The organism is Methanobrevibacter sp. UBA412, from assembly GCA_002495685.1.
GTDB lineage: Archaea > Methanobacteriota > Methanobacteria > Methanobacteriales > Methanobacteriaceae > Methanobrevibacter_A > Methanobrevibacter_A acididurans.
In genome coordinates, this window is the sequence record DAGJ01000004.1 from 1 (window position 1) to 20,066 (window position 20,066).

Annotated in this window: 14 protein-coding genes, 1 tRNA gene and 1 pseudogene; 13 read left to right on the forward strand and 3 right to left on the reverse strand. The window is 29.8% G+C overall.

Annotated elements, in window-relative coordinates; genetic code table 11:
• The first annotated feature begins 132 nt into the window (after window positions 1-132).
• The 11 genes and pseudogenes from BP997_RS00820 (at window position 133) to BP997_RS00870 (ending at window position 16,079) form a co-directional block, all read left to right on the forward strand.
• Window positions 133-2,847, forward strand: coding sequence for a valine--tRNA ligase (locus BP997_RS00820; RefSeq protein ID WP_413823969.1), 2,715 nt, complete (start codon window positions 133-135; stop codon window positions 2,845-2,847).
• A gap of 59 nt (window positions 2,848-2,906) precedes the next feature.
• A complete protein-coding gene (gene aroA, locus BP997_RS00825) occupies window positions 2,907-4,217 on the forward strand; it encodes a 3-phosphoshikimate 1-carboxyvinyltransferase (protein ID WP_413823966.1) in 1,311 nt (436 codons plus the stop codon).
• Window positions 4,218-4,228: 11 nt separating this feature from the next.
• Window positions 4,229-4,852, forward strand: coding sequence for an endonuclease III domain-containing protein (locus BP997_RS00830; RefSeq protein WP_409197802.1), 624 nt, complete (start codon window positions 4,229-4,231; stop codon window positions 4,850-4,852).
• Window positions 4,853-5,137: 285 nt separating this feature from the next.
• On the forward strand, window positions 5,138-6,130 hold the full coding sequence (cysK, locus tag BP997_RS00835; RefSeq protein ID WP_413828653.1) for a cysteine synthase A: 993 nt from the start codon (window positions 5,138-5,140) through the stop codon (window positions 6,128-6,130).
• 169 nt (window positions 6,131-6,299) lie between these two features.
• Window positions 6,300-6,989, forward strand: a pseudogene (gene cysE, locus BP997_RS00840) (serine O-acetyltransferase); the annotation flags it as partial.
• Window positions 6,990-7,253: 264 nt separating this feature from the next.
• Window positions 7,254-7,631 (forward strand): transcriptional regulator, encoded by a 378-nt coding sequence (locus BP997_RS00845; RefSeq protein ID WP_413823961.1) that lies wholly within the window; start codon window positions 7,254-7,256, stop codon window positions 7,629-7,631.
• Between the two features lie 160 nt (window positions 7,632-7,791).
• Window positions 7,792-7,863 (forward strand) — tRNA-Cys (locus BP997_RS00850).
• Between the two features lie 101 nt (window positions 7,864-7,964).
• Window positions 7,965-9,371: a cysteine--tRNA ligase gene (cysS, locus tag BP997_RS00855; protein ID WP_413828655.1), complete on the forward strand. Its 1,407-nt coding sequence runs from the start codon at window positions 7,965-7,967 to the stop codon at window positions 9,369-9,371.
• A 257-nt stretch (window positions 9,372-9,628) separates the two neighbouring features.
• On the forward strand, window positions 9,629-11,725 hold the full coding sequence (locus BP997_RS00860; RefSeq protein ID WP_413823957.1) for an acetate--CoA ligase family protein: 2,097 nt from the start codon (window positions 9,629-9,631) through the stop codon (window positions 11,723-11,725).
• A gap of 310 nt (window positions 11,726-12,035) precedes the next feature.
• A complete protein-coding gene (locus BP997_RS00865; RefSeq protein WP_413823954.1) occupies window positions 12,036-14,489 on the forward strand; it encodes a hypothetical protein in 2,454 nt (817 codons plus the stop codon).
• A 267-nt stretch (window positions 14,490-14,756) separates the two neighbouring features.
• Window positions 14,757-16,079, forward strand: coding sequence for an O-acetylhomoserine aminocarboxypropyltransferase/cysteine synthase family protein (locus tag BP997_RS00870; RefSeq protein WP_413823952.1), 1,323 nt, complete (start codon window positions 14,757-14,759; stop codon window positions 16,077-16,079).
• 133 nt (window positions 16,080-16,212) lie between these two features.
• On the opposite strand, the gene BP997_RS00875 is transcribed toward BP997_RS00870, so the two are convergent.
• Window positions 16,213-17,046 (reverse strand): DUF4013 domain-containing protein, encoded by an 834-nt coding sequence (locus BP997_RS00875; RefSeq protein ID WP_413823950.1) that lies wholly within the window; start codon window positions 17,044-17,046, stop codon window positions 16,213-16,215.
• 289 nt (window positions 17,047-17,335) lie between these two features.
• Here BP997_RS00875 and nifS point away from each other — a divergent pair, with 289 nt between their 5' ends.
• Window positions 17,336-18,544, forward strand: coding sequence for a cysteine desulfurase NifS (gene nifS / locus BP997_RS00880; RefSeq protein ID WP_413823975.1), 1,209 nt, complete (start codon window positions 17,336-17,338; stop codon window positions 18,542-18,544).
• 23 nt (window positions 18,545-18,567) lie between these two features.
• Entirely contained in the window at window positions 18,568-18,945 is a 378-nt protein-coding gene (gene nifU / locus BP997_RS00885; RefSeq protein WP_409197794.1) for a Fe-S cluster assembly scaffold protein NifU, read from the forward strand.
• Window positions 18,946-19,149: 204 nt separating this feature from the next.
• On the opposite strand, the gene BP997_RS00890 is transcribed toward nifU, so the two are convergent.
• Both BP997_RS00890 and BP997_RS00895 read right to left on the reverse strand, forming a co-directional pair.
• On the reverse strand, window positions 19,150-19,422 hold the full coding sequence (locus BP997_RS00890) for a hypothetical protein (protein ID WP_413823947.1): 273 nt from the start codon (window positions 19,420-19,422) through the stop codon (window positions 19,150-19,152).
• A 49-nt stretch (window positions 19,423-19,471) separates the two neighbouring features.
• The gene (locus tag BP997_RS00895; RefSeq protein ID WP_413823972.1) at window positions 19,472-19,747 is read right to left on the reverse strand and encodes a hypothetical protein; all 276 of its coding nucleotides are present in this window, start codon (window positions 19,745-19,747) and stop codon (window positions 19,472-19,474) included.
• Window positions 19,748-20,066: the final 319 nt, after the last annotated feature.

A 20,066-nucleotide genomic window follows, 5' to 3' on the forward strand; every position in this document is an offset into this window, starting at 1 on the left:
CAACTAAATTTTTGACAGAGCCTAATATCATAATATTATATTAAATAAGAAATACAAAAAATACATTATAATATTATAATTAATACTAATTAAAAAAAAAAATTTTTATTTTAAAAATATGGGAGAAAATTTATGACAGAAAGGGATATTCCAAAAGATTATAACCATAAAAACGAAGCACAATGGCAAAAAAAATGGGATGATGAAGAAATATATAAATTCATAGGTGACGGTACACGTCCAAGATACATAATAGACACCCCACCACCATATCCAACCGGAAACATACACTTAGGTCACGTATTAAACTGGGCATACATTGACTTCAATGCAAGATATCGAAGAGAAAAAGGAAACGATGTACTATTCCCTCAAGGATGGGATTGTCATGGATTACCAACAGAAGTAAAAGTAGAAGAAACACATCACATTAAAAAGAATGATGTGGCCCTACAAGATTTTCGTCAAATGTGTGTTGATTTAACAACTGAAAACATTGCAAAGATGAAAAAACAAATGAAAAGCTTAGGATTCTCACAAGACTGGAGTAGAGAATTCGTCACCATGACTCCTGAATATAAAAGAAGAACACAATACAGTTTCCTTAAAATGTACAATCAAGGATTAATCTACCGAGGAATACATCCAGTTAACTGGTGTCCTCGATGCGAAACAGCTATAGCATTTGCAGAAGTAGAATATGGGGATAATGTAACTAAATTAAACTATGTAAACTTCCCACCAGCAGAAGTAAAAGATAAACCTGAAGGAAACTCATATGTCCCAGCAAATGGTGAACATGCAAATCCTACAGATGAAGGTATACTCATTGCAACTACACGTCCAGAACTAATGATGGCATGTGTAGCTGTAGTAATACATCCAGATGATGAAAGATACAACCAATTATTAGATAAATATGTTGAAGTACCATTATCTGGTCAAAAAGTGAAAATCATAGCAGATACAGAAGTAGACCCAGAATATGGTACTGGTGCAGTAATGGTATGTACCTTTGGGGATAAAACGGATGTAGCATGGGTAAACAAGTATGATTTAGATATTATAGTAGCAATCTCTGAACAAGGAATCATAACTAGTGCAGGTGGAAAATATGAAGGATTAACACTTCCTGAATGTGCAGAAGCAACCATCCAAGATTTAAAATCAGAAGGATACTTAATAAAACAAGAAGATGTGGAACAAAATGTTGGAAGATGCTGGAGATGTAAAACACCAATAGAAATATTAGTGAAAAAACAATGGTTCATTGCAGTTAGAAAATTAATAGATGAAACCAAAAAAGCATCAAATGAAATTAACTGGGTACCAAAACACATGGAATCACGTCTATTAAATTGGGCGGATAATATGGAATGGGATTGGTGTATATCCCGTCAAAGACTTTTCGCAACACCTATACCAGTATGGTATTGTAAAAAATGTGGAAAAGTCCACCTACCTGACGCGGAAGATTTACCAGTAGACCCAACAGTAGATAAACCAAAACATCCATGTGAATGTGGATCAACAAAATTCATTGGAGAAACAGATGTACTTGATACATGGATGGATAGTTCAATAAGTCCATTATCCATTGCAGGATGGCCAGACCCATCATATAAAGAATGTTTCCCAAGTAATATACGTCCACAAGGACATGATATTATCCGTACATGGGCATTTTACACAATACTTAGAAGTCTTGCACTTACAGGTGAAAAACCATTTTCTGAAATAGTTATAAATGGTATGGTATTTGGTGAAGATGGATTTAAAATGAGTAAATCCCGTGGAAATGTAATAGCACCAGATGAAGTAGTTAGTAAATATGGTGCAGATGCTATACGTACATGGGCAGCAAACAGTATACCAGGTTCAGATGTAGCATTTGATTGGAACGATATTAAATATGGTTATAAATTCATAAGAAAATTCTGGAACGCTTTCAGATTCATAAGCATGCACATATTCGATGAAGAAATAGACTCTGATAGTGTTAATAATTTAAACCCTACAGATAAATGGATACTCTCCAAATTAAACAATGTAAATAAAGTTTGTGATGAAGCATACATTAAGTATGATTATGCAACAGTAATAAACACTATAGAAGACTTCGTATGGCATGATTTCTGTGATGAATACATAGAAGCAGTAAAATACAGATTATACAATGATGAAATCACCGAAGAATCCCGGAAAGCTGCAAAATATACTTTACACAATGTAATTGAAGATACTTTAAAGATTCTTGCACCAATAGCACCATACTTTACAGAAGAAGTATACCAATACTTCAATGAGGATGAAAGTATTCATAATCAACTTTGGCCAAGTTTAGAAGAAGGAACCAGTGAAACTAATCTAACAACTGGTGATACTGCTATTAACTTAATAAGTGAAATTAGAAGATTCAAATCTTCAAACAAAATAGCATTAAACCAACCACTAAACACCCTAAATGTTTACACAGATAACAATGACTTAACTAAGATTTTTAATGAATTCTTTGATGATATTAAAGGAACCTTAAAAATTGGTGAATTAAATATTAAATCTGGAAAACCTGAAGTTCATGAAAAAGTAATTGAAATAGAACCAGATATGAGTAAAATTGGACCTAAATTTAAAGGTGATGCTGGAAAAGTAATTGGATATATTAAATCTAATGATCCTGATAGTATTGCAAGTAAATTAGAAAGTGACGGAGAAATAATTATTGCTGATAAATCAGTAGTAATTGATGATTTACGAATCCTAAAAGAAGTTCAAGGTGAATCTGGTCAAAAGGTAGATGTCTTCCATTCTAAAGATTTAGATGTTATTTTAGAAGTAATAAAATAAAAAAATAATATTTTTTTTATTACCCTTTTTTTTATAAAGTTAAAAGTGTGGTTTTTGCCATGATTCTTAAAGTTAAAAATGTTTCAAAAATCCAAGGGAAAGTTAAAGCTCCATCAAGTAAAAGTTACAGTCATAGAGCTGTAATATTAGCATCACTTGCAAAAGGTGAAAGTAACTTATACAATGTTCTTTTATCTGAAGATGTTAAATCAACATTAAGTGCATGTGAAAGTTTAGGTGCGAAAATCATAAACAAAAAAGACCACCTCCAAGTTATAGGTGTGAATGGTAAATTACATAATACTTCTAAAGATTTTATTGATTTAGGTAATTCTGGAACAAGTCTACGTCTTTTAACCTCAATTGCAGGTTTATCTGATAATACTGTACAGTTTTCTGGTGATGATTCATTACTCACAAGACCTATGAATCCATTATTAAATGCTTTAAAAGATTTAGGTGTAAAAACAGAATCCCTTAATGGTAAGGCACCTATAAAAGTTTATCCCGGTTATGTTGGTGGTAAAACCAGTATTCCGGGAAATATTAGTTCACAATTCATCTCAAGCATACTAATATCTGCACCACTATCTAAAGATGGTGTGTGTTTATCTGTTTTACCAGAATTTGTAAGTAAACCATACGTTAATATGACAATTGATATTATGGAAAAATTCGGTGTTAAAATCGAAGAATTTGAAATAAACAAACATGAAGATTGTAATAAAACCATAAAATCCTGCAGTATAGACCAATTCCAAATACCATCAGCAATTTATCAAGGAATAAATTATCAAGTAGAAGGGGATTATTCTAGTGCTTCTTATTTACTTGCAGCATGTGCTATTTGTGGTGGGGAAATCACTGTAAGTAATCTTTTTAAGGATTCTAAACAGGGAGATAAATATATATTAAATATTTTAGCTAAAATGGGATGTGAAATAGAATCTGGTGAAGATTTTGTTAAAATACAATCTAATGGAAAATTAAAAGGAGTTGAAGTTAATCTTTCTAATGCTCCAGATTTGATTTTAACTGTTGCAGCACTAGGTTGTCTTGCAAGTGGTGATACACTTATTACTGGTGTTAAACATGGTCGTTTAAAAGAAACTGATCGTATTGCAACTAGTTGTATGGAACTTAAAAAATTAGGTGTTGACCTTGTTGAATTTGAAGATGGTATGCTTATTCATGGTGGAGTAAATGATGGTATAGTAAAATCCCATAGGGATCATCGTTTAGCTATGGCTTTTACTTTAATAGGTTTAAAACATAATATCACTATTAAAGATGGTGAAGTTTTCAATGTTTCATATCCTAACTTTTTAACTAGTATGGGTGAAATTGGAGTAGAATTAGAACTAAAATAAGGAGTGTTTTTATGGATAAAACTGAACAAGTTATTGAAATTTTTAAAAGATTAAAAGAGATTTATACTATAAGAATTTTTGAGGGTAAAGATCCTTATAAGGTTTTAATCAGAACTATTCTTTCTCAAAGAACACGTGATGAAAATACAGATCAAGCTACTGCTAATTTATTTAATAAATACCCTGATATTAATAGTGTTGCTAATGCACCAGTTGAAGATATAGAGGAATTAGTTCATCCTGCTGGTTTTTATCATGTTAAAGCAGCTAGAATTCAAGAGGTTTCACAGATTATCATTGATGAGTATGATGGTGTGGTACCGGATAATATGAAGGAATTATTGGATTTACCTGGTGTTGGTCGTAAGACTGCTAATTGTGTTTTAGTTTTTGCTTTTTGTAAACCTGCTATTCCTGTTGATACTCATGTTCATCGTATTAGTAATCGTTGGGGTTTAGTTGATACTAGTAAACCTGAACAGACTGAATTGGAATTGATGAAGATTGTTCCTAAGGATATGTGGATTGAGTTGAATGATATTATGGTTCAGTTTGGTCAAACTATTTGTAAACCTACTTCTCCTCAATGTGGTGATTGTCCTTTAATTGGTTTATGTGCTTTTGATAATGGTTAAAACACTACTCTTTTTTTATTTATTTATTATTTTTTAGGTTTTTTTTAATATTTTTTGTGTGGGGTTAAGTTTATAAGCATAAAAAAATAATATAACAATAGTTATATAACAATAGTTATATTTTTATTATAAAAAGAACTATCAAAATTATATAACACAATAAAATAAAAGATTTTAATTAATAAAAATTCTTTTAATTATAAAAAAACAAAAATACATTTAAATAATTAAAAAAAAATTAATTCACTTTTCAAAAAAAAATTAAACTAATGGAGCATATTAATAATGACAAATGATTTAAACATACCAGAATTAACAAGAGGAATAGCAAACGATATAACAGAAACAATTGGAAACACCCCACTAGTAAGATTAAACAAACTAACAGAAGGATTAGAAGCAGAAGTACTAGTTAAAATAGAATCATTCAACCCAGTAAGCAGTGTGAAAGATCGCGTTGGAGTGGCAATGATAAAATACGGTGAAAAAGAAGGATTAATCAAATCCGATTCAGTAATCATAGAACCAACAAGTGGAAACACAGGAATCGCATTAGGATTTGTATCTGCAGCAAAAAATTACAGATTAATACTCACCATGCCAGAAACAATGTCAATAGAACGTAAAAAACTACTCGCATTATTCGGTGCAGAAATAGTACTAACACCAGGATCTGAAGGAATGGGTGGAGCAGTTGCAAAAGCAGAAGAACTAGCAAAAGAAATCCCAAATGCAGTAATACCACAACAATTCAATAATAAATTCAACCCCAAAGTACACTCAGAAACAACAGCACAAGAACTAATAAGAGACACCAACAATGGAGTGGATATATTAGTATCCGCAGCAGGAACCGGTGGAACATTAATCGGAATATCAGAAGTATTAAAAAAAGAAAAACCAGGATTTAAAGCAGTAGCAGTAGAACCACAAACAAGCCAAACCCTCGGTAAAGGTGAAAAAGGAGCACATAAAATCCAAGGAATCGGACCAGGATTCATACCAGGAATCTTCAAACCAGAATTAGTAGATGAAATTTTCCCAGTAAAAGATGAAGATGCAGGATCCACCCTCCTTAAACTAGCTAAACAAGAAGGAATACTTGCAGGAATATCCTCAGGTGCAGCAACATATGCAGCAATACAATTAGCTAAAAGACCAGAAAACAAAGGAAAAACAATAGTAGCAATCCTACCAGATACAGGTGAAAGATACCTATCCGTAGACTGGTTATTTAAAGACATCTACCAAGAATACCCAGAAATCTTCAAACAATAAAAAAAATACACCCATTTCCACCCCACTATTTTTTCCTCTTTTTTATATTTTATTTTAAAATAATTTATTTTTTTTTAACAATAGTTATTTATATTTAAAAATTTAAAAATTAACTATAAATAAATAAAAATTTAATTAAAATACAAAAATATTGTGGAGAAACTAAATAATGTTTGAAGGGCTAAAAGAAGATATGAGAGCAGTTAAAGAAAGAGACCCTGCTGCAAGAAATAATATAGAAATATTCTTCTCATATCCAGGACTTCACGCATTATGGTGGTATAAACTATCTCACTGGTTATGGAAAAAAAATCACCACCAACTTGGAAGATTCTTCTCCAATATAGGAAGATTCTTTACTGGAATAGAAATACACCCTGGAGCAACAATAGGGAAAAGATTCTTCATAGACCATGGAATGGGAGTCGTAATAGGAGAAACCACAATAATAGGAAATGATGTTCTATTATACCAAGGAGTAGTGCTTGGAGGAACCAGCCTATCTAAAGGAAAAAGACACCCAACAATTGGTGATGAAGTAGTAGTAGGCTCCGGAGCTAAAGTAATGGGTGATATTACAATTGGTAATGGTGCAAAAATAGGTGCAGGTTCAGTAGTTCTAAAAGACGTACCAGCAGGTGCAACTTGTGTCGGAATTCCAGGTAGAATTGTTAAACAAAAAAGAGAACCAGCATTACTATTAGAACATGCAAAACTACCCGATCCAGTAGCAGATATAATAGACTTATTACTTAAAAGACAAAACGAATTAGAAGAACAAATCGCAGAATTAGATCTTAAACAAAACTTACCAGTAAATAAATTAGACACAGAACCAAATCTTGAAGATGTTTTCCAAACTGAATGTGATGAAATAGATGCAGATAAAGTTATATTTAAAGATAAAAAATCAAAACCTAAAAAATCATATAAAGAAATATTCACTAAAAACAATTCTAACATCTCAGATGATTCACAAGATTATGATACTGTTGCAGATTTAATAAATAAGTTATTAGTCCATCAAAATGAATTAGAACAAGAAATAAAAGATTTAGAAGATAAAATTGAATCATTAAGATATAGATTATAAAAAAAATAATATAAAAGGAGAAGAGAGAAAATGAAACCCCCATGTGAAATGGTAGTATGGTATGTAATACCAGCTATAAGATCAGAGCTTGCAAAAGACTTATTAACTTTAGGTATGAAACAAAAAAAGATATCAGAACTTATGGATATAACTCAACCTGCAGTATCACAATACATTACAGATAAAAGAGGTAGTGGGATAGAGTTTAGTGATGAAGTAAATAATTTAATACAAAGTTTTGCTCAAGATTTATATGATGAAAATGCAACTAAATATGATATTATACCTAGAACTTGTAATATTTGTAAAAAAATTAAAGCAGAAGATATTCTCTGTCAAATCCATAAAACTAAAAGTGATGTTAACTGGGAATGTCATGCATGTTTAGGATCTGATTTAGAGGATTAAAAAAAAAGGAGTAAAAATTTTTCCCCCAATTTTACTTTAATTATATAATTTTTTTAAAATAAGGGAGAAATTTTTTTGGACATGTTCCAAAAACTATTTATAAGATGATAATCAGAATATAGATTGTATCTTATTTTATATGATATTTTAATTTTTCAATGGCAAGATGACCGAGCGGCTTAGGTGCGTGGCTGCAGACCATGATACGGGGGTTCGAATCCCTCTCTTGCCTCTCAATAATATAAACAAATTTTATATATATTTACTAATTTTTAAAAAATTTTTATTCCAATATAAATAATCAATTTAATGATAAAAGGAGATTTAGAAAAAGTGAAAGTATACAGTACAATGACAAGAGAAAAACAAGACTTAAAAACAATAAACAACAAAAGAGTCAAACTTTTTGTCTGTGGACCAACAGTATACGATGATGCACACATAGGTCATGGAAGAACCTACATTTCCTTTGACACAATTAAAAGATACTTAGAATATTCAGGCTACAGTGTCTTCTACATTGAAAACATCACTGATATTGATGATAAAATCATTAATCGTTCTAAAGAAATAGGAATTGACTCAAGTACTCTAGCTAAAAAATATGAAAAAAGATTCATTGAAGACATGCATTCACTAAATGTTCATAAAGTCAATTTATTTGCAAGAGCAACAGATCATATGGATGAAATCATAGACCAAATCACTCGTTTAATAAAGAAAGGTTATGCATATGAAACTGAAGACGGAGTATACTATAACATAGATAAATTTGAAGACTTCGGTAAATTATCCAATCGTAAAATTGATGAATTAGAATCCCACAGAGACATAGCAGATACTGAAAAACACAATCCAAACGATTTTGTCTTATGGAAAAAACGAGAAGCACCAGAATTTGAAGGAGAACCTAAATGGGATTCACCATGGGGTAAAGGAAGACCAGGATGGCATATTGAAGACACAGCTATCACAGAACATTACTTCGGACCACAATATGATGTTCACGGTGGAGGCCTAGATTTAATATTCCCACACCACGAAGCAGAAATTGCCCAAATCGAAGCAGTCAGTGAGAAAAAACCATTAGTCCGTTACTGGATGCACACCGGATTCTTAAACGTCTCCGGGGAAAAAATGAGTAAAAGTCTTGGAAACTTCATAACCATCCGAGAATTACTAAAAGACTGGGATGCAAATGTTTTCCGTTTCTTCGTATTATCCACTCATTACAGAAGCCCAATAGATTTCAGTAAAGACTCCCTACATCAAGCAGAAAAAAGTTTAAATAAAATACAAACATTTAATGAATCATTAAACACATTATTAACAAATGAATTCGAAAATCCTGATGAATTAACTGATAAAATTGTTAATGCTAATCAAAAAGAAGAATTACCATCAAAAATTATGGATAATTTCTTTGACGCAATGGATGATGATTTCAACACTCCTAAAGCTATAAGTTCTATTTTTGAATTTATAAAAGAAATAAAAGATTTAAACACATATTCCATGGGTAATCTTTTAACAATTAAGAAATGGTTTAATGATATAAGTTACATTTTTGGTATAGACTTAAATAATACAGATTCAAGTGAAACTGATTCTAGTAGTGATGATTTACTTGAAATTATTTTAAATATTCGTGAGAAATTACGAGAAAATAAACAATATGACTTATCTGATGAAATTCGTGATGAATTAAATAATCATGGTATTGAAGTTAATGATAGTTAAAAATTATTTTTTTATCTCCTTTTTTTAAGGTTTAATTTTAATTTTCTTTTCTTATTCTTCTTTTTTTATTCAAATAAAAATATTTATATATTATAATAAATTAATTTATTAATAGTAATTTATAATTATTTATCATTATAAATATAAAAAAATATACAAAAATGTATTAAAATCGATATTTGACTTCAATTGATTATTTTTGAAGTATTATTCTATAATTATTTTAAACAAAAATATAATAATAAGGAGTTTAACTTATGAGAGATCTTGAAAAGATGTTTAAACCAGATAGTGTAGGTGTCATTGGAGCATCAAATACCCCCGATAAAGTTGGGCACATAGTAGTCAGTAACCTAATCGAAGATGGTTACAAAGGAGAAATTTACCCAATCAATCCTAAAGGTGGAGAAATATTAGGACTAAAAGCATATACTGATGTAACACAATGTCCAACCGTACCAGATCTTGTTGTAGTAGTAGTGCCTTCTAAGGCAGTAAATCCTTCAGTAAAACAATGTGGAGAATTAGGAGTAAAAAACGTAGTAGTTATAACTGCAGGATTTAAAGAAATCGGTGGAGACGGAGTAAAATTAGAAGAAGAACTAGTCCGCCTAGCAAACGAATACGATATAAGTTTAATAGGACCTAATAGTTTAGGAATTACAGATTCCCACACACCACTAAATGGTTCATTCTCACAAATGATGCCACCAAAAGGAAACATAGCATTCATCAGCCAAAGTGGAGCTATGATGGTAGCAATAATAGATTGGAGTATAACTGCAGGAATAGGATTCAGTAAAGTTATAAGTATAGGAAATAAAGCAGGAGTAACAGAAATAGAATGTATCCAATACTTAGCAGATGATCCAGAAACAGCAGTTGTAATATGTTACTTAGAAAGTATTTCACAAGACCCTAACTTCATTGAAACAATGAGAAAAGTTTCCAGTAAAAAACCAGTAATCATCCTAAAATCTGGTAGTTCACAAGCAGGAGCTGCAGCAGCATCCTCACACACAGGAGCATTAGCAGGAAGTGACGTGGCATTTGACACAGCATTTAAACAATCCGGAATATTCCGTGTACAAACCATGGCAGAATTATTTGATATAGGATTAGCATTCAGTAAATGCCCATTACCTACAGGAAGAAACCTAGCTATAATAACAAATGCAGGTGGAGGAGGAGTAGTATCCGTAGATGCTATGGAAAGAAATGGATTAAACCTCGTAAGCTTTGATGAAGAAACCACTGCAAAACTTAAAGCAGCTGTCCCTGAAGAAGGAAGCGTTAAAAACCCAATTGATGTTTTAGGAGACGCACCAGTAAGCAGATACAAAGAAACACTAGAAATAGTTTTAAGCAGTGATGATGTAGATAGTTTAGTTATTATGGTATGTCCAACAGCATCTGCAGACCCAGATGGAATAGCAAAAGCAATCCTTGAAGGTAATGAAGAATTCAATAAACCTATCATCGTAGTTAACATGGGTGGACCAAGTTTCGATAACGCTAATGATTTACTTAGAAAAAACAGCATACCAACATATGTATTCCCAGAAACTGCAGTAAAAGTAGTGGATTTCCTTGAAAGATTCAATGCAGTACAAGAACGTACCTATGATAATCCAATACAAGCAATCACTGATGTTAATAAAGATAAAGTAAATGAAATTTTCACTAAAGTTAAAGCAGATGGAAGAGATACATTACTCGGTAGCGAAGCTTATGCTGTAGCAAAAGAATACGGTATAGAAGCAGCACCAATAATATTATCCAAATCTCCAGAAGAAGCAGCAAACGTTGCAGAAGAAATGGGATTCCCAGTTGTTTTAAAAATAGCATCAGATAAGATTTTACACAAATCTGATATTGGTGGAGTTCAAGTAGGAATATCCACACGAGACGAAGCAGAAAACAGTTTTAATGAAATCATGGCAAATGCTAAAAAAGCACATCCAGACATAACACCTGATGGAATTGAAGTTCAAAAAATGATGGATTCAGGTATAGAAGTATTAGTTGGTATGATACGTGATGAACAATTCGGTCCAATGATTGCATTCGGTATGGGTGGAGTTTATGTTAACCTTATTGAAGATGCATCATTTAAACTAGCTAATGGTTTAACTTCTGATGAAATCGATGAACAAATAAACAATACAAAAGTAGTGGAATTACTTAAAGGTTTCCGTGGAGAAGCTCCTGGAGACATTGAAAGTGTACGTAATGCTATTAAACGTGTAGCACGTTTAACCATAGATTTCCCAGAAATATCAGAATTAGATATTAACCCTATCTTTGTATATGAAAATGGATCTAGTGCTTTAGATATTAAAATTAAATTATAAAATTTTAATATTCTAACTTTTTTTCCTATTTTTTTTAATCTTAACAAATTTTTAAAGTTTACTTTTTTTTAATTTAATTATCATTTAACATTTTCTTAATCATTTTTTTACTAAAATCATATATAAAATCTTATATATAATCAGGTTTCATACTTATTATAGTATTGTAGAAAAAAGATAAAATTAATATTATCAAAATTTTTTTTTTACAGTTTTCTTTTATTTATTAAAGGGTAAATAAAAGTGTTTTATTCTCATATTTAATTAAAAAAAAAGTGGGAATAAAATTTTAGTTAAAGGGGGAAAATTAATGAAAAATAAGACATTAGCAATGTCTTCATTACTAATCTTAATTATAATATTATGTATCTTACCTGTAACATTTGCTACAGATATAAATACTAATTATACAAGTTCAAATTCTACAAATCTCACGGTTTTAGGAAATAACTTCAGTAGTAGTGAAAATCATAGTTTAAACAATGAACAACAAAATATTCTTAATGATTCTAATCTTAATTCTAAGAAAAACAGTAATACTAAAACCATGTTAACAGGAAATAATATTACAGTTAATTATGGTGCAGGTGAAAATTATACAGTAAGATTAACAAATATTAATGGAAATCCTATTGCAGGACAACATTTATCATTAAATCTCACACGTTTAAGTGATGGTGCAAGTAAGGTTTACTGGGGCACAACTGATACAAATGGTATGGCTAGTTTACAGATTAACTTAGCACCTGGAGTTTATACAGTATACTCAAGTTCTAATATAAATAATGGTTTAAATTACACTTCAAGTGAATCTTTTAACACTATAATTGTAGCTATAAATTCAACATCAAGTCAAAAAAGTACAGTGCTGGTTGTTAAACCTTTTACAAAAGTTTATGGTGCTGGTGAAGATTTCAAAACATTACTTATAGATTCTGAAGGTAATTCTGTTATAGGTAAACATTTAGCATTGACTATCACACGTTTAAGTGATGGTGCAAGTAAGGTTTACTGGGGCACAACAGATATTAAAGGTAAGGTGAATTTACAAATAAACCTTTTTCCTGGCCTTTATAGTATTAATGTGAATTTTATTAATGATAATGAGTATATAGGTAGTTCTGCAATAACTACAATTCTTATAAAACCTTATAATTCTAATCCACTTAAAAATAATAATGTTTCTTATAATGTAAGTGAATTAACAAGTAAATTATCATTAAATATGAATAATTGGCATTATGATTCTATAAATAATGTTTATTATCAATTAGGAATTACTTATTGTGCCGATCCAGATACAAAAAATTATGAATCCCTTGCAATTTATGTTCCAGGTCAATACTTTAATGGGGTTAAAAATTCTTATGGAGTTTATACTTGTAAATGGAATACTACAAATAAAATTAATAATTACAATGTTAAAACAGCACCTATAGTTATGCCTATTCGCACTCCTGAATTTATTGCACAGGAAATTGTAACTAATTATAATGTTAATGAAGTAATTGATTATATTAATTCTGGTTTTGTTTATGTTCATGCAGGATGTCGTGGAGGAGATAATACTTGTGATTATGTTGGTGGGGCTCCTTGGGGAGTTACTGATTTAAAAGCTGCTGTATCCTATTTGAAATTTAATAAGGATATCTTACCAGGTAATACTGAATCTATATTCACATTTGGATTTAGTGGTGGTGGAGCTCAAAGTGCATTAATCGGTGTTAGTGGAGATAGTTCACTATACATTCCATATTTAGAATCAATTGGTGCTGCTATGGTTGATAAAAATGGTGATAATATTTCAGATAGTATTTGTGGATCTATGAGTTGGTGTCCAATATCTAGTTGGGATTATTTTGATGAAGCATATGAATGGAATAATGGCCAATACTCTACAACTGGTGTAAGAGCAAATAATGCATGGACTTCAAGTTTATCTAAAGATTTAGCAAAAGAATTTGCATTCTATATAAATAAATTAGGATTAAAAGATCCTCAAGGTAATTTATTAACTCTTAAAGAGTCTAATAATGGAATTTATACTTCTGGTACATATTATGATTATTTATTGTCTGTTATTGAGGATTCATTAAATAATTATTTAAATGATACTCAATTTGAATTTACACCATTTAAAACTTCTCAAAATTATATTAATTCATTAAATCGTAATGAAGAATGGGTTTTTTATGATGAGTTTACTAATACTGTTAAAATTTCAAGCATTAAAGCTTTTGTAACTTATTGTAAATCTGTTCTTAATATGGTTGGAGTATTTGATAATTTTGCATGTATTTCACCAGTAAATACTTTATTTGGATGTTTTGGATTTAATTCATTGCATTTTAATAAGGTAATGTCAGAAGTATTAACTAATAATTCAATTAAATATTCTAATTATCCAGATTATAATGGTCAATATGCAATTGATTATGCGCATGATTTAAAAGTATTGGATCCATTTAATAATACTGTACAGTCTCGTGTGGATATGTATAATCCTTTATATTATTTGTGTGATTTTTATGAGGGTAGTGGAAGTACTAAGGTTGCTAAATATTGGAGGATATCTTCTGGTATTAATCAGTTAATTGCTTCTTTAAGTGATGAAACTAATTTATATTTGGCTTTAAAACAATGTGATAGTGTTAAGAGTGTTGTTTTTCAGGATGTTTGGAATCAAGATCATGTTTGTGCTGAAAGAAATGGGGATTCAGTTTCTAACTTTATAAGTTGGGTTAATAATTGTTTAAATACTTAAAATTTTTCTATTTTTTTCTATTTTTTTAGGTGGGGGAGGGGTTAGTTTTATATATGATTAATAACAATTGTTATATATTGTTTGATTTTTAAATATTTTCATAAAACTTTTAAAATTTTAAAGTTTTTTTTTAAAACAAAATACTTAACAATTGTTATATTTTTTAAAAGTATAAAACATTTAACTCAAAAAATATAATATATAAAATAGTAACTGATTAAAAAAAAATAATCAAACATATTAAACATAATTAAAGAGGTAAAAATAATGACTAATGATAACAAAAATAACAAAAAAGAATTAGGAGTAGCAACATTAAGTGTTCATGCAGGCCAAGAACAACCAGACCCCGCAACAGGAGCACGAGCCACTCCAATCTATCAAACAGCATCCTATGTATTTAAAGATGCAGAAGAAGCAGCAGGAAGATTCGGATTAACAATTCCTGGACAAATATACTCAAGATTAACCAATCCAACAAATGACGCATTCGAAGCAAGAATAGCAGCAGTAGAAGGAGGAAAATCTGGAATATCTGCAGCAAGTGGATTAGCAGCAATATCCTACGCCCTATTAAACATCACACAACCTGGAGATGACATAGTATCTGCAGACAACTTATACGGAGGAACATTCACCTTATTTGAAACAACCTTCAAAGACCTTGCAAGAAATGTAATATTCGTACCTTCACAAGATATTAATGCATTTAAAGATGCAATCACAGATAAAACAAAAGCAATCTATGTAGAATCCATTGGAAATCCTAAACTTGATGTGCCAGACTTTGAAAAATTAGCAGAAATAGCTCACTCCCATAACATTCCACTTATAGTAGATAATACTTCAGCTGTAGGGTTAGTGCAACCATTAAAACATGGAGCCGATGTAATAGCAGCATCAGCAACTAAATTTGTTGGAGGACATGGAATCGCTGTAGGAGGATATGTAGTAGATAGTGGAAAATTCAACTGGGCAAATGGAAACTTCCCAACACTCTCAGAACCTGATCCATCTTACCATGGATTAGTATTTACTGATTCATTTGGAGAAGACTCTCCATCTGGAAATGTTGCATACACTACACGTATAAGAGCAAGATTACTTAGAGATTTAGGAGCAACACTTGCACCAGTACATAGTTTCATATTCCTTCAAGGATTAGAAACATTAACATTACGTGTTAAAAAACATTCAGAAAATGCTTTAGCTGTAGCAAAACATTTAGAAAATCATCCAAAAGTTAGTTGGGTTAACTATCCTGGACTTGAATCTCATTCATCTCATGAAACTGCACATAAATATTTAGGAGATAATTATGGAGGAATCTTAGGTTTTGGAATTAAAGGTGGATTAGAAGCAGGAAAACAATTTATAGGTAATGTAGAGTTATTATCTCATTTAGCAAATATTGGAGATGCTAAAAGTTTAGTTATTCACCCAGCAAGTACTACTCACCAACAATTAAGTGAAGAGGAACAAGCACAAACTGGGGTAACTCCTGATTTCATTCGTGTTTCTGTTGGAATTGAAGATGTAGAAGATATTATAGCTGATATAGATCAAGCTTTAGATAAAGTAAAAGTATAAATTTTATACTTTATCCTTTTTCACTATTTTATAAATTTTATATTTTAAAAAAAGAATGAGGAGGTTAAAAAAAAGTTTTTATTGACTTTTTTTCTCCTTAAAAAAATTTTATATTTTACTAATTTTTTCTGTTTTATCCTTCATTATAAATTAAACCTACTATTTTATAAATAAATATAAACATGAATGAGGTTACGAATAATGCATTTATGTATCTTCCAATAAATGGGATTAAGTGTAAGTAAGAATTAATTATACCTAAAATAAAGATTATTATTAAAAAGATTATAAGAATTGCAATATATTTTCCCCATCCTATGGAACCTATTTTTTTAATTATAGCTTTAAATGCTAGTCCTTCTTTTAAACTTCCAGTTTCAGCCATACGGCCAGTACCAATAAAAATGAATAATGTCATTATGAATAATAAGATTATTGCACATACTGAAGTGATTACTATTCCATTTATAAAACTATTTAATACTGATTGGGAAATGGTACTAGTTAAATTGTTAACCATTATTGTACTAACTCTTAAACCATTAGAAGTAATGGTTTGAGTACTGCCTGGACTATTTATTAAAGTATTTACTATTTGAGGAAGTGTTGTAAATAATCCACTAAGCCATGCTATTATTAATGTGATTATTGTAGGTATGAGATAATAAATAATACCTAATATTACTACTTTTATTCCATCCATAAAATTTTTAGTTAAATTAAATTTAGGATAATCAGTTTTTCCTTTTATAGTATATTCAGTTACACTTAGGTTGAATCCGAAAAGTATAATGATTATTACAGTTATAGCAATTAATCCTATGATAGCTATTAAACCATTTCGATTAAGATTCATAAAAACATTTATTAAATTACAAATTATTAAGAAAACACCAACAATCATCCAATTTTTCTTATCTAAAATTGGATAAGTTACTGCATCTTTTATTACTTTACTAATACTCATAAAAAAATTCACGCTCCATTTCTTTATTATTATGGGACTAAATTAGCTCAATTTATTTAATTTATAACTATTAATTATTATAAATATTTTATTATTTTATTTTTAAATGATTTATGAGAAAATTGGCAGGATTTAATGTTTTTTGTGACTTCATTTTTTTTTAGATTGGGTAATGCTTTTTTTTAACTGTAATCTTTATATATTAAAACAAATAATATTATAACTATAGTTATATAACAATAGTTATAAAAAATTATTCACAAAAAAACTCACGGAGGAAAAAAATATGATATACATGGACAACTCAGCAACAACTCCAGTCAACCCTGAAGTACTAAAAGAAATGGAACCATTCTACAAAGAAGAATTCGGGAACGCATCAACCTTATACACACTTGGAAGAGAATCCAAAAAAGCACTAAACCTAGCAAGAGAAAGAGTAGCAAACTTAATAAATGCAGAACCAGAAGAAATAAAATTTACAAGTGGAGGAACAGAATCAGACAATTGGGCAATAAAAGGAATAGCATTCCAAAAAAGAAACAAAGGAAAACACATAATAACAAGTGTAATAGAACACCCAGCAGTAAAAAATACTTGTAAATGGTTAGAAAAATTAGGATATGAAATAACATATCTTCCAATCCAAGAAAATGGAATAATAAACATAGAAGACCTAAAAAAAGCTATCAGAGATGACACAATACTCATCAGCATAATGCATGCAAATAATGAAATCGGAACAATACAACCAATAACAGAAATCGGAAAAATAGCAAAAGAAAACAATATAACATTCCATGTAGATGCAGTACAAAGTGTAGGGAAAATACCAGTAGATGTGAAAAAATCAAATATAGACCTACTAAGTATCAGTTCACACAAAATCTACGGACCAAAAGGAATAGGAGCATTATACATTAAAAAAGGAGTAAGACCAGAAGTATTAATCCATGGAGGAGGACAAGAAAACAACCAAAGATCAGGAACAGAAAACATTCCAGGAATAGCAGGATTTGGAAAAGCATGCCAAATAGCAAATGATAATATGAAAGAAAACACAAGAAAATTAACTAAAATCCGAGACAAAATCATAAAAGGAGTACTATCTCAAGTAGACGAAGCCTACCTAAACGGAGACCCAGAAAAAAGATTACCAAACAATATAAACTTCAGATTCTCAGCAATAGAAGGAGAATCATTAGTCCTAATGTTAGATGCTAAAGGAATAGAAGCCTCAACAGGTTCAGCATGTTCATCTCAAAGCTTAGAACCATCATATGTATTAACAAGTTTAGGATTAGAACCAGTAAATGTACATGGATCATTAAGATTAAGTCTAGGCGTGGAAAATACATTAGAAGATGCAGATAAAGTCATAAATGATATAATAAATGTAGTAAACACATTAAGAAGTATGTCACCATTATGGAATAGTAAAAACGGAGAAAGTGACCTATCTATTGCTGGTGATGAAGAATACGGATTATCAAAATAAAATTTTATTGGATGTGATTAAAAATGTATAGTGAAAAAGTAATGGATCATTTTGCAAACCCTAGAAATACCGGAGTAATTGAAAACCCAAGTGGGGAAGGAACAGTTGGAAATCCAACATGTGGAGATTTAATGACAATATACATAACTGTAAATGATGAAAATGTAATAACAGATATTAAATTTAAAACATTTGGTTGTGGAGCAGCAATAGCAACAAGTAGTATGATAACAGAAATGGCAATAGGTAAAACAATAGATGAAGCACTAAAAATTAGTCGAAACGATGTAGCAGAAGAACTAGATGGTCTACCTCCTGTTAAAATGCATTGTTCAAACTTAGCTGCTGATGCATTAACAAAGGCTATAGAAAATTATCAAGAAAAACAAGCAAATGCATAAAAAAAAGTTTTTTTCATTTAAAAAAAAGTTAAATTCTTAAGAATAATCATTTAAAAAATCAATAAAAATTATTTTTTTTTCATTGATTCTTTAAATCTTTTTTCATAATTTTATCGCTAAAAGATTATTTATTTTTATTTTTAATTTAATTTAAAAAGGATCGTATTTTTTTAATTTTTAATTTTAGTTTATTATAAATTTTTTTTATATTGGAACTCCAAATGCTTCAAGCATGGATTGTAAACCTAAAAGGAATATTGCAAGCCCACCAATAAATTCAATATGTCTTGCATATTTAATAGCTACAGTAGTTCCTACAGTACCAACAACTAACCATATAATTACAATAAGTAAACTTAATCCTCCTAATATAATAGGATTAACTCCAGCTACTGCTCCTTGTGATGCTAAAACTAAGTTCTCAATGTTACCAAAAATTAATAATCCTAAAAATGGAGTGTATTCTTTTAAAGACATTTTATTATCATCTCTCTTTACTATAAATTCTTATTTTTTTCCAATATTTTTAAGATTTTTCTCTTACAGCTTCAATCATTGATTGTAAACCTAAAAGGAATATTGCAAGTCCACCAATAAATTCAATTACATTTGCGTATTCCATTGCTAATTGTGTTCCTAAAGTTCCTATAAGTAACCATATAATTACACATATTATACTGATTCCACCTAATTTGTATGGATTCATTCCTTTTGTTACACCCTGGGAAGCTAAGATTAAATTTTCTATGTTACCAAAGATTAACAATCCTAAAAAGGGTAAATATTCTTCTAACGTTTTTATCACCTATAAAAATTATTTGTAAATAATTACTATATATTTTATTCATTATAAAGGTATATGTTTAAACTAGATATACTATTAAAATATTTCAAGACTTTATATTAATAAATTCTTATATAAAAGCTTAATAAAAGCTTTAACATGAGTTTAATCTTTCAATTACTCTTAATTACACATAAGATTTATTTGTTAATGATTTTAAAAATCGAATCATGAAATTTTTATTAAAATCTAAAAATAAATAAACACATATATCCACTAATAAAATAAAATATCATACTAATTAACATTAATTAAAATAAACAAACTTATCTTCATT

Bases quoted from the DNA above. Each gene is read 5' to 3' on its own strand.
- BP997_RS00820 (WP_413823969.1), top strand. From the start codon at position 133: ATGACAGAAAGGGATATTCCAAAAGATTATAACCATAAAAACGAAGCA.
- aroA (WP_413823966.1), top strand. From the start codon at position 2,907: ATGATTCTTAAAGTTAAAAATGTTTCAAAAATCCAAGGGAAAGTTAAA.
- BP997_RS00830 (WP_409197802.1), top strand. From the start codon at position 4,229: ATGGATAAAACTGAACAAGTTATTGAAATTTTTAAAAGATTAAAAGAG.
- cysK (WP_413828653.1), top strand. From the start codon at position 5,138: ATGACAAATGATTTAAACATACCAGAATTAACAAGAGGAATAGCAAAC.
- BP997_RS00845 (WP_413823961.1), top strand. From the start codon at position 7,254: ATGAAACCCCCATGTGAAATGGTAGTATGGTATGTAATACCAGCTATA.
- BP997_RS00860 (WP_413823957.1), top strand. From the start codon at position 9,629: ATGAGAGATCTTGAAAAGATGTTTAAACCAGATAGTGTAGGTGTCATT.
- BP997_RS00865 (WP_413823954.1), top strand. From the start codon at position 12,036: ATGAAAAATAAGACATTAGCAATGTCTTCATTACTAATCTTAATTATA.
- BP997_RS00870 (WP_413823952.1), top strand. From the start codon at position 14,757: ATGACTAATGATAACAAAAATAACAAAAAAGAATTAGGAGTAGCAACA.
- BP997_RS00875 (WP_413823950.1), bottom strand. From the start codon at position 17,046: ATGAGTATTAGTAAAGTAATAAAAGATGCAGTAACTTATCCAATTTTA.
- nifU (WP_409197794.1), top strand. From the start codon at position 18,568: ATGTATAGTGAAAAAGTAATGGATCATTTTGCAAACCCTAGAAATACC.
- BP997_RS00890 (WP_413823947.1), bottom strand. From the start codon at position 19,422: ATGTCTTTAAAAGAATACACTCCATTTTTAGGATTATTAATTTTTGGT.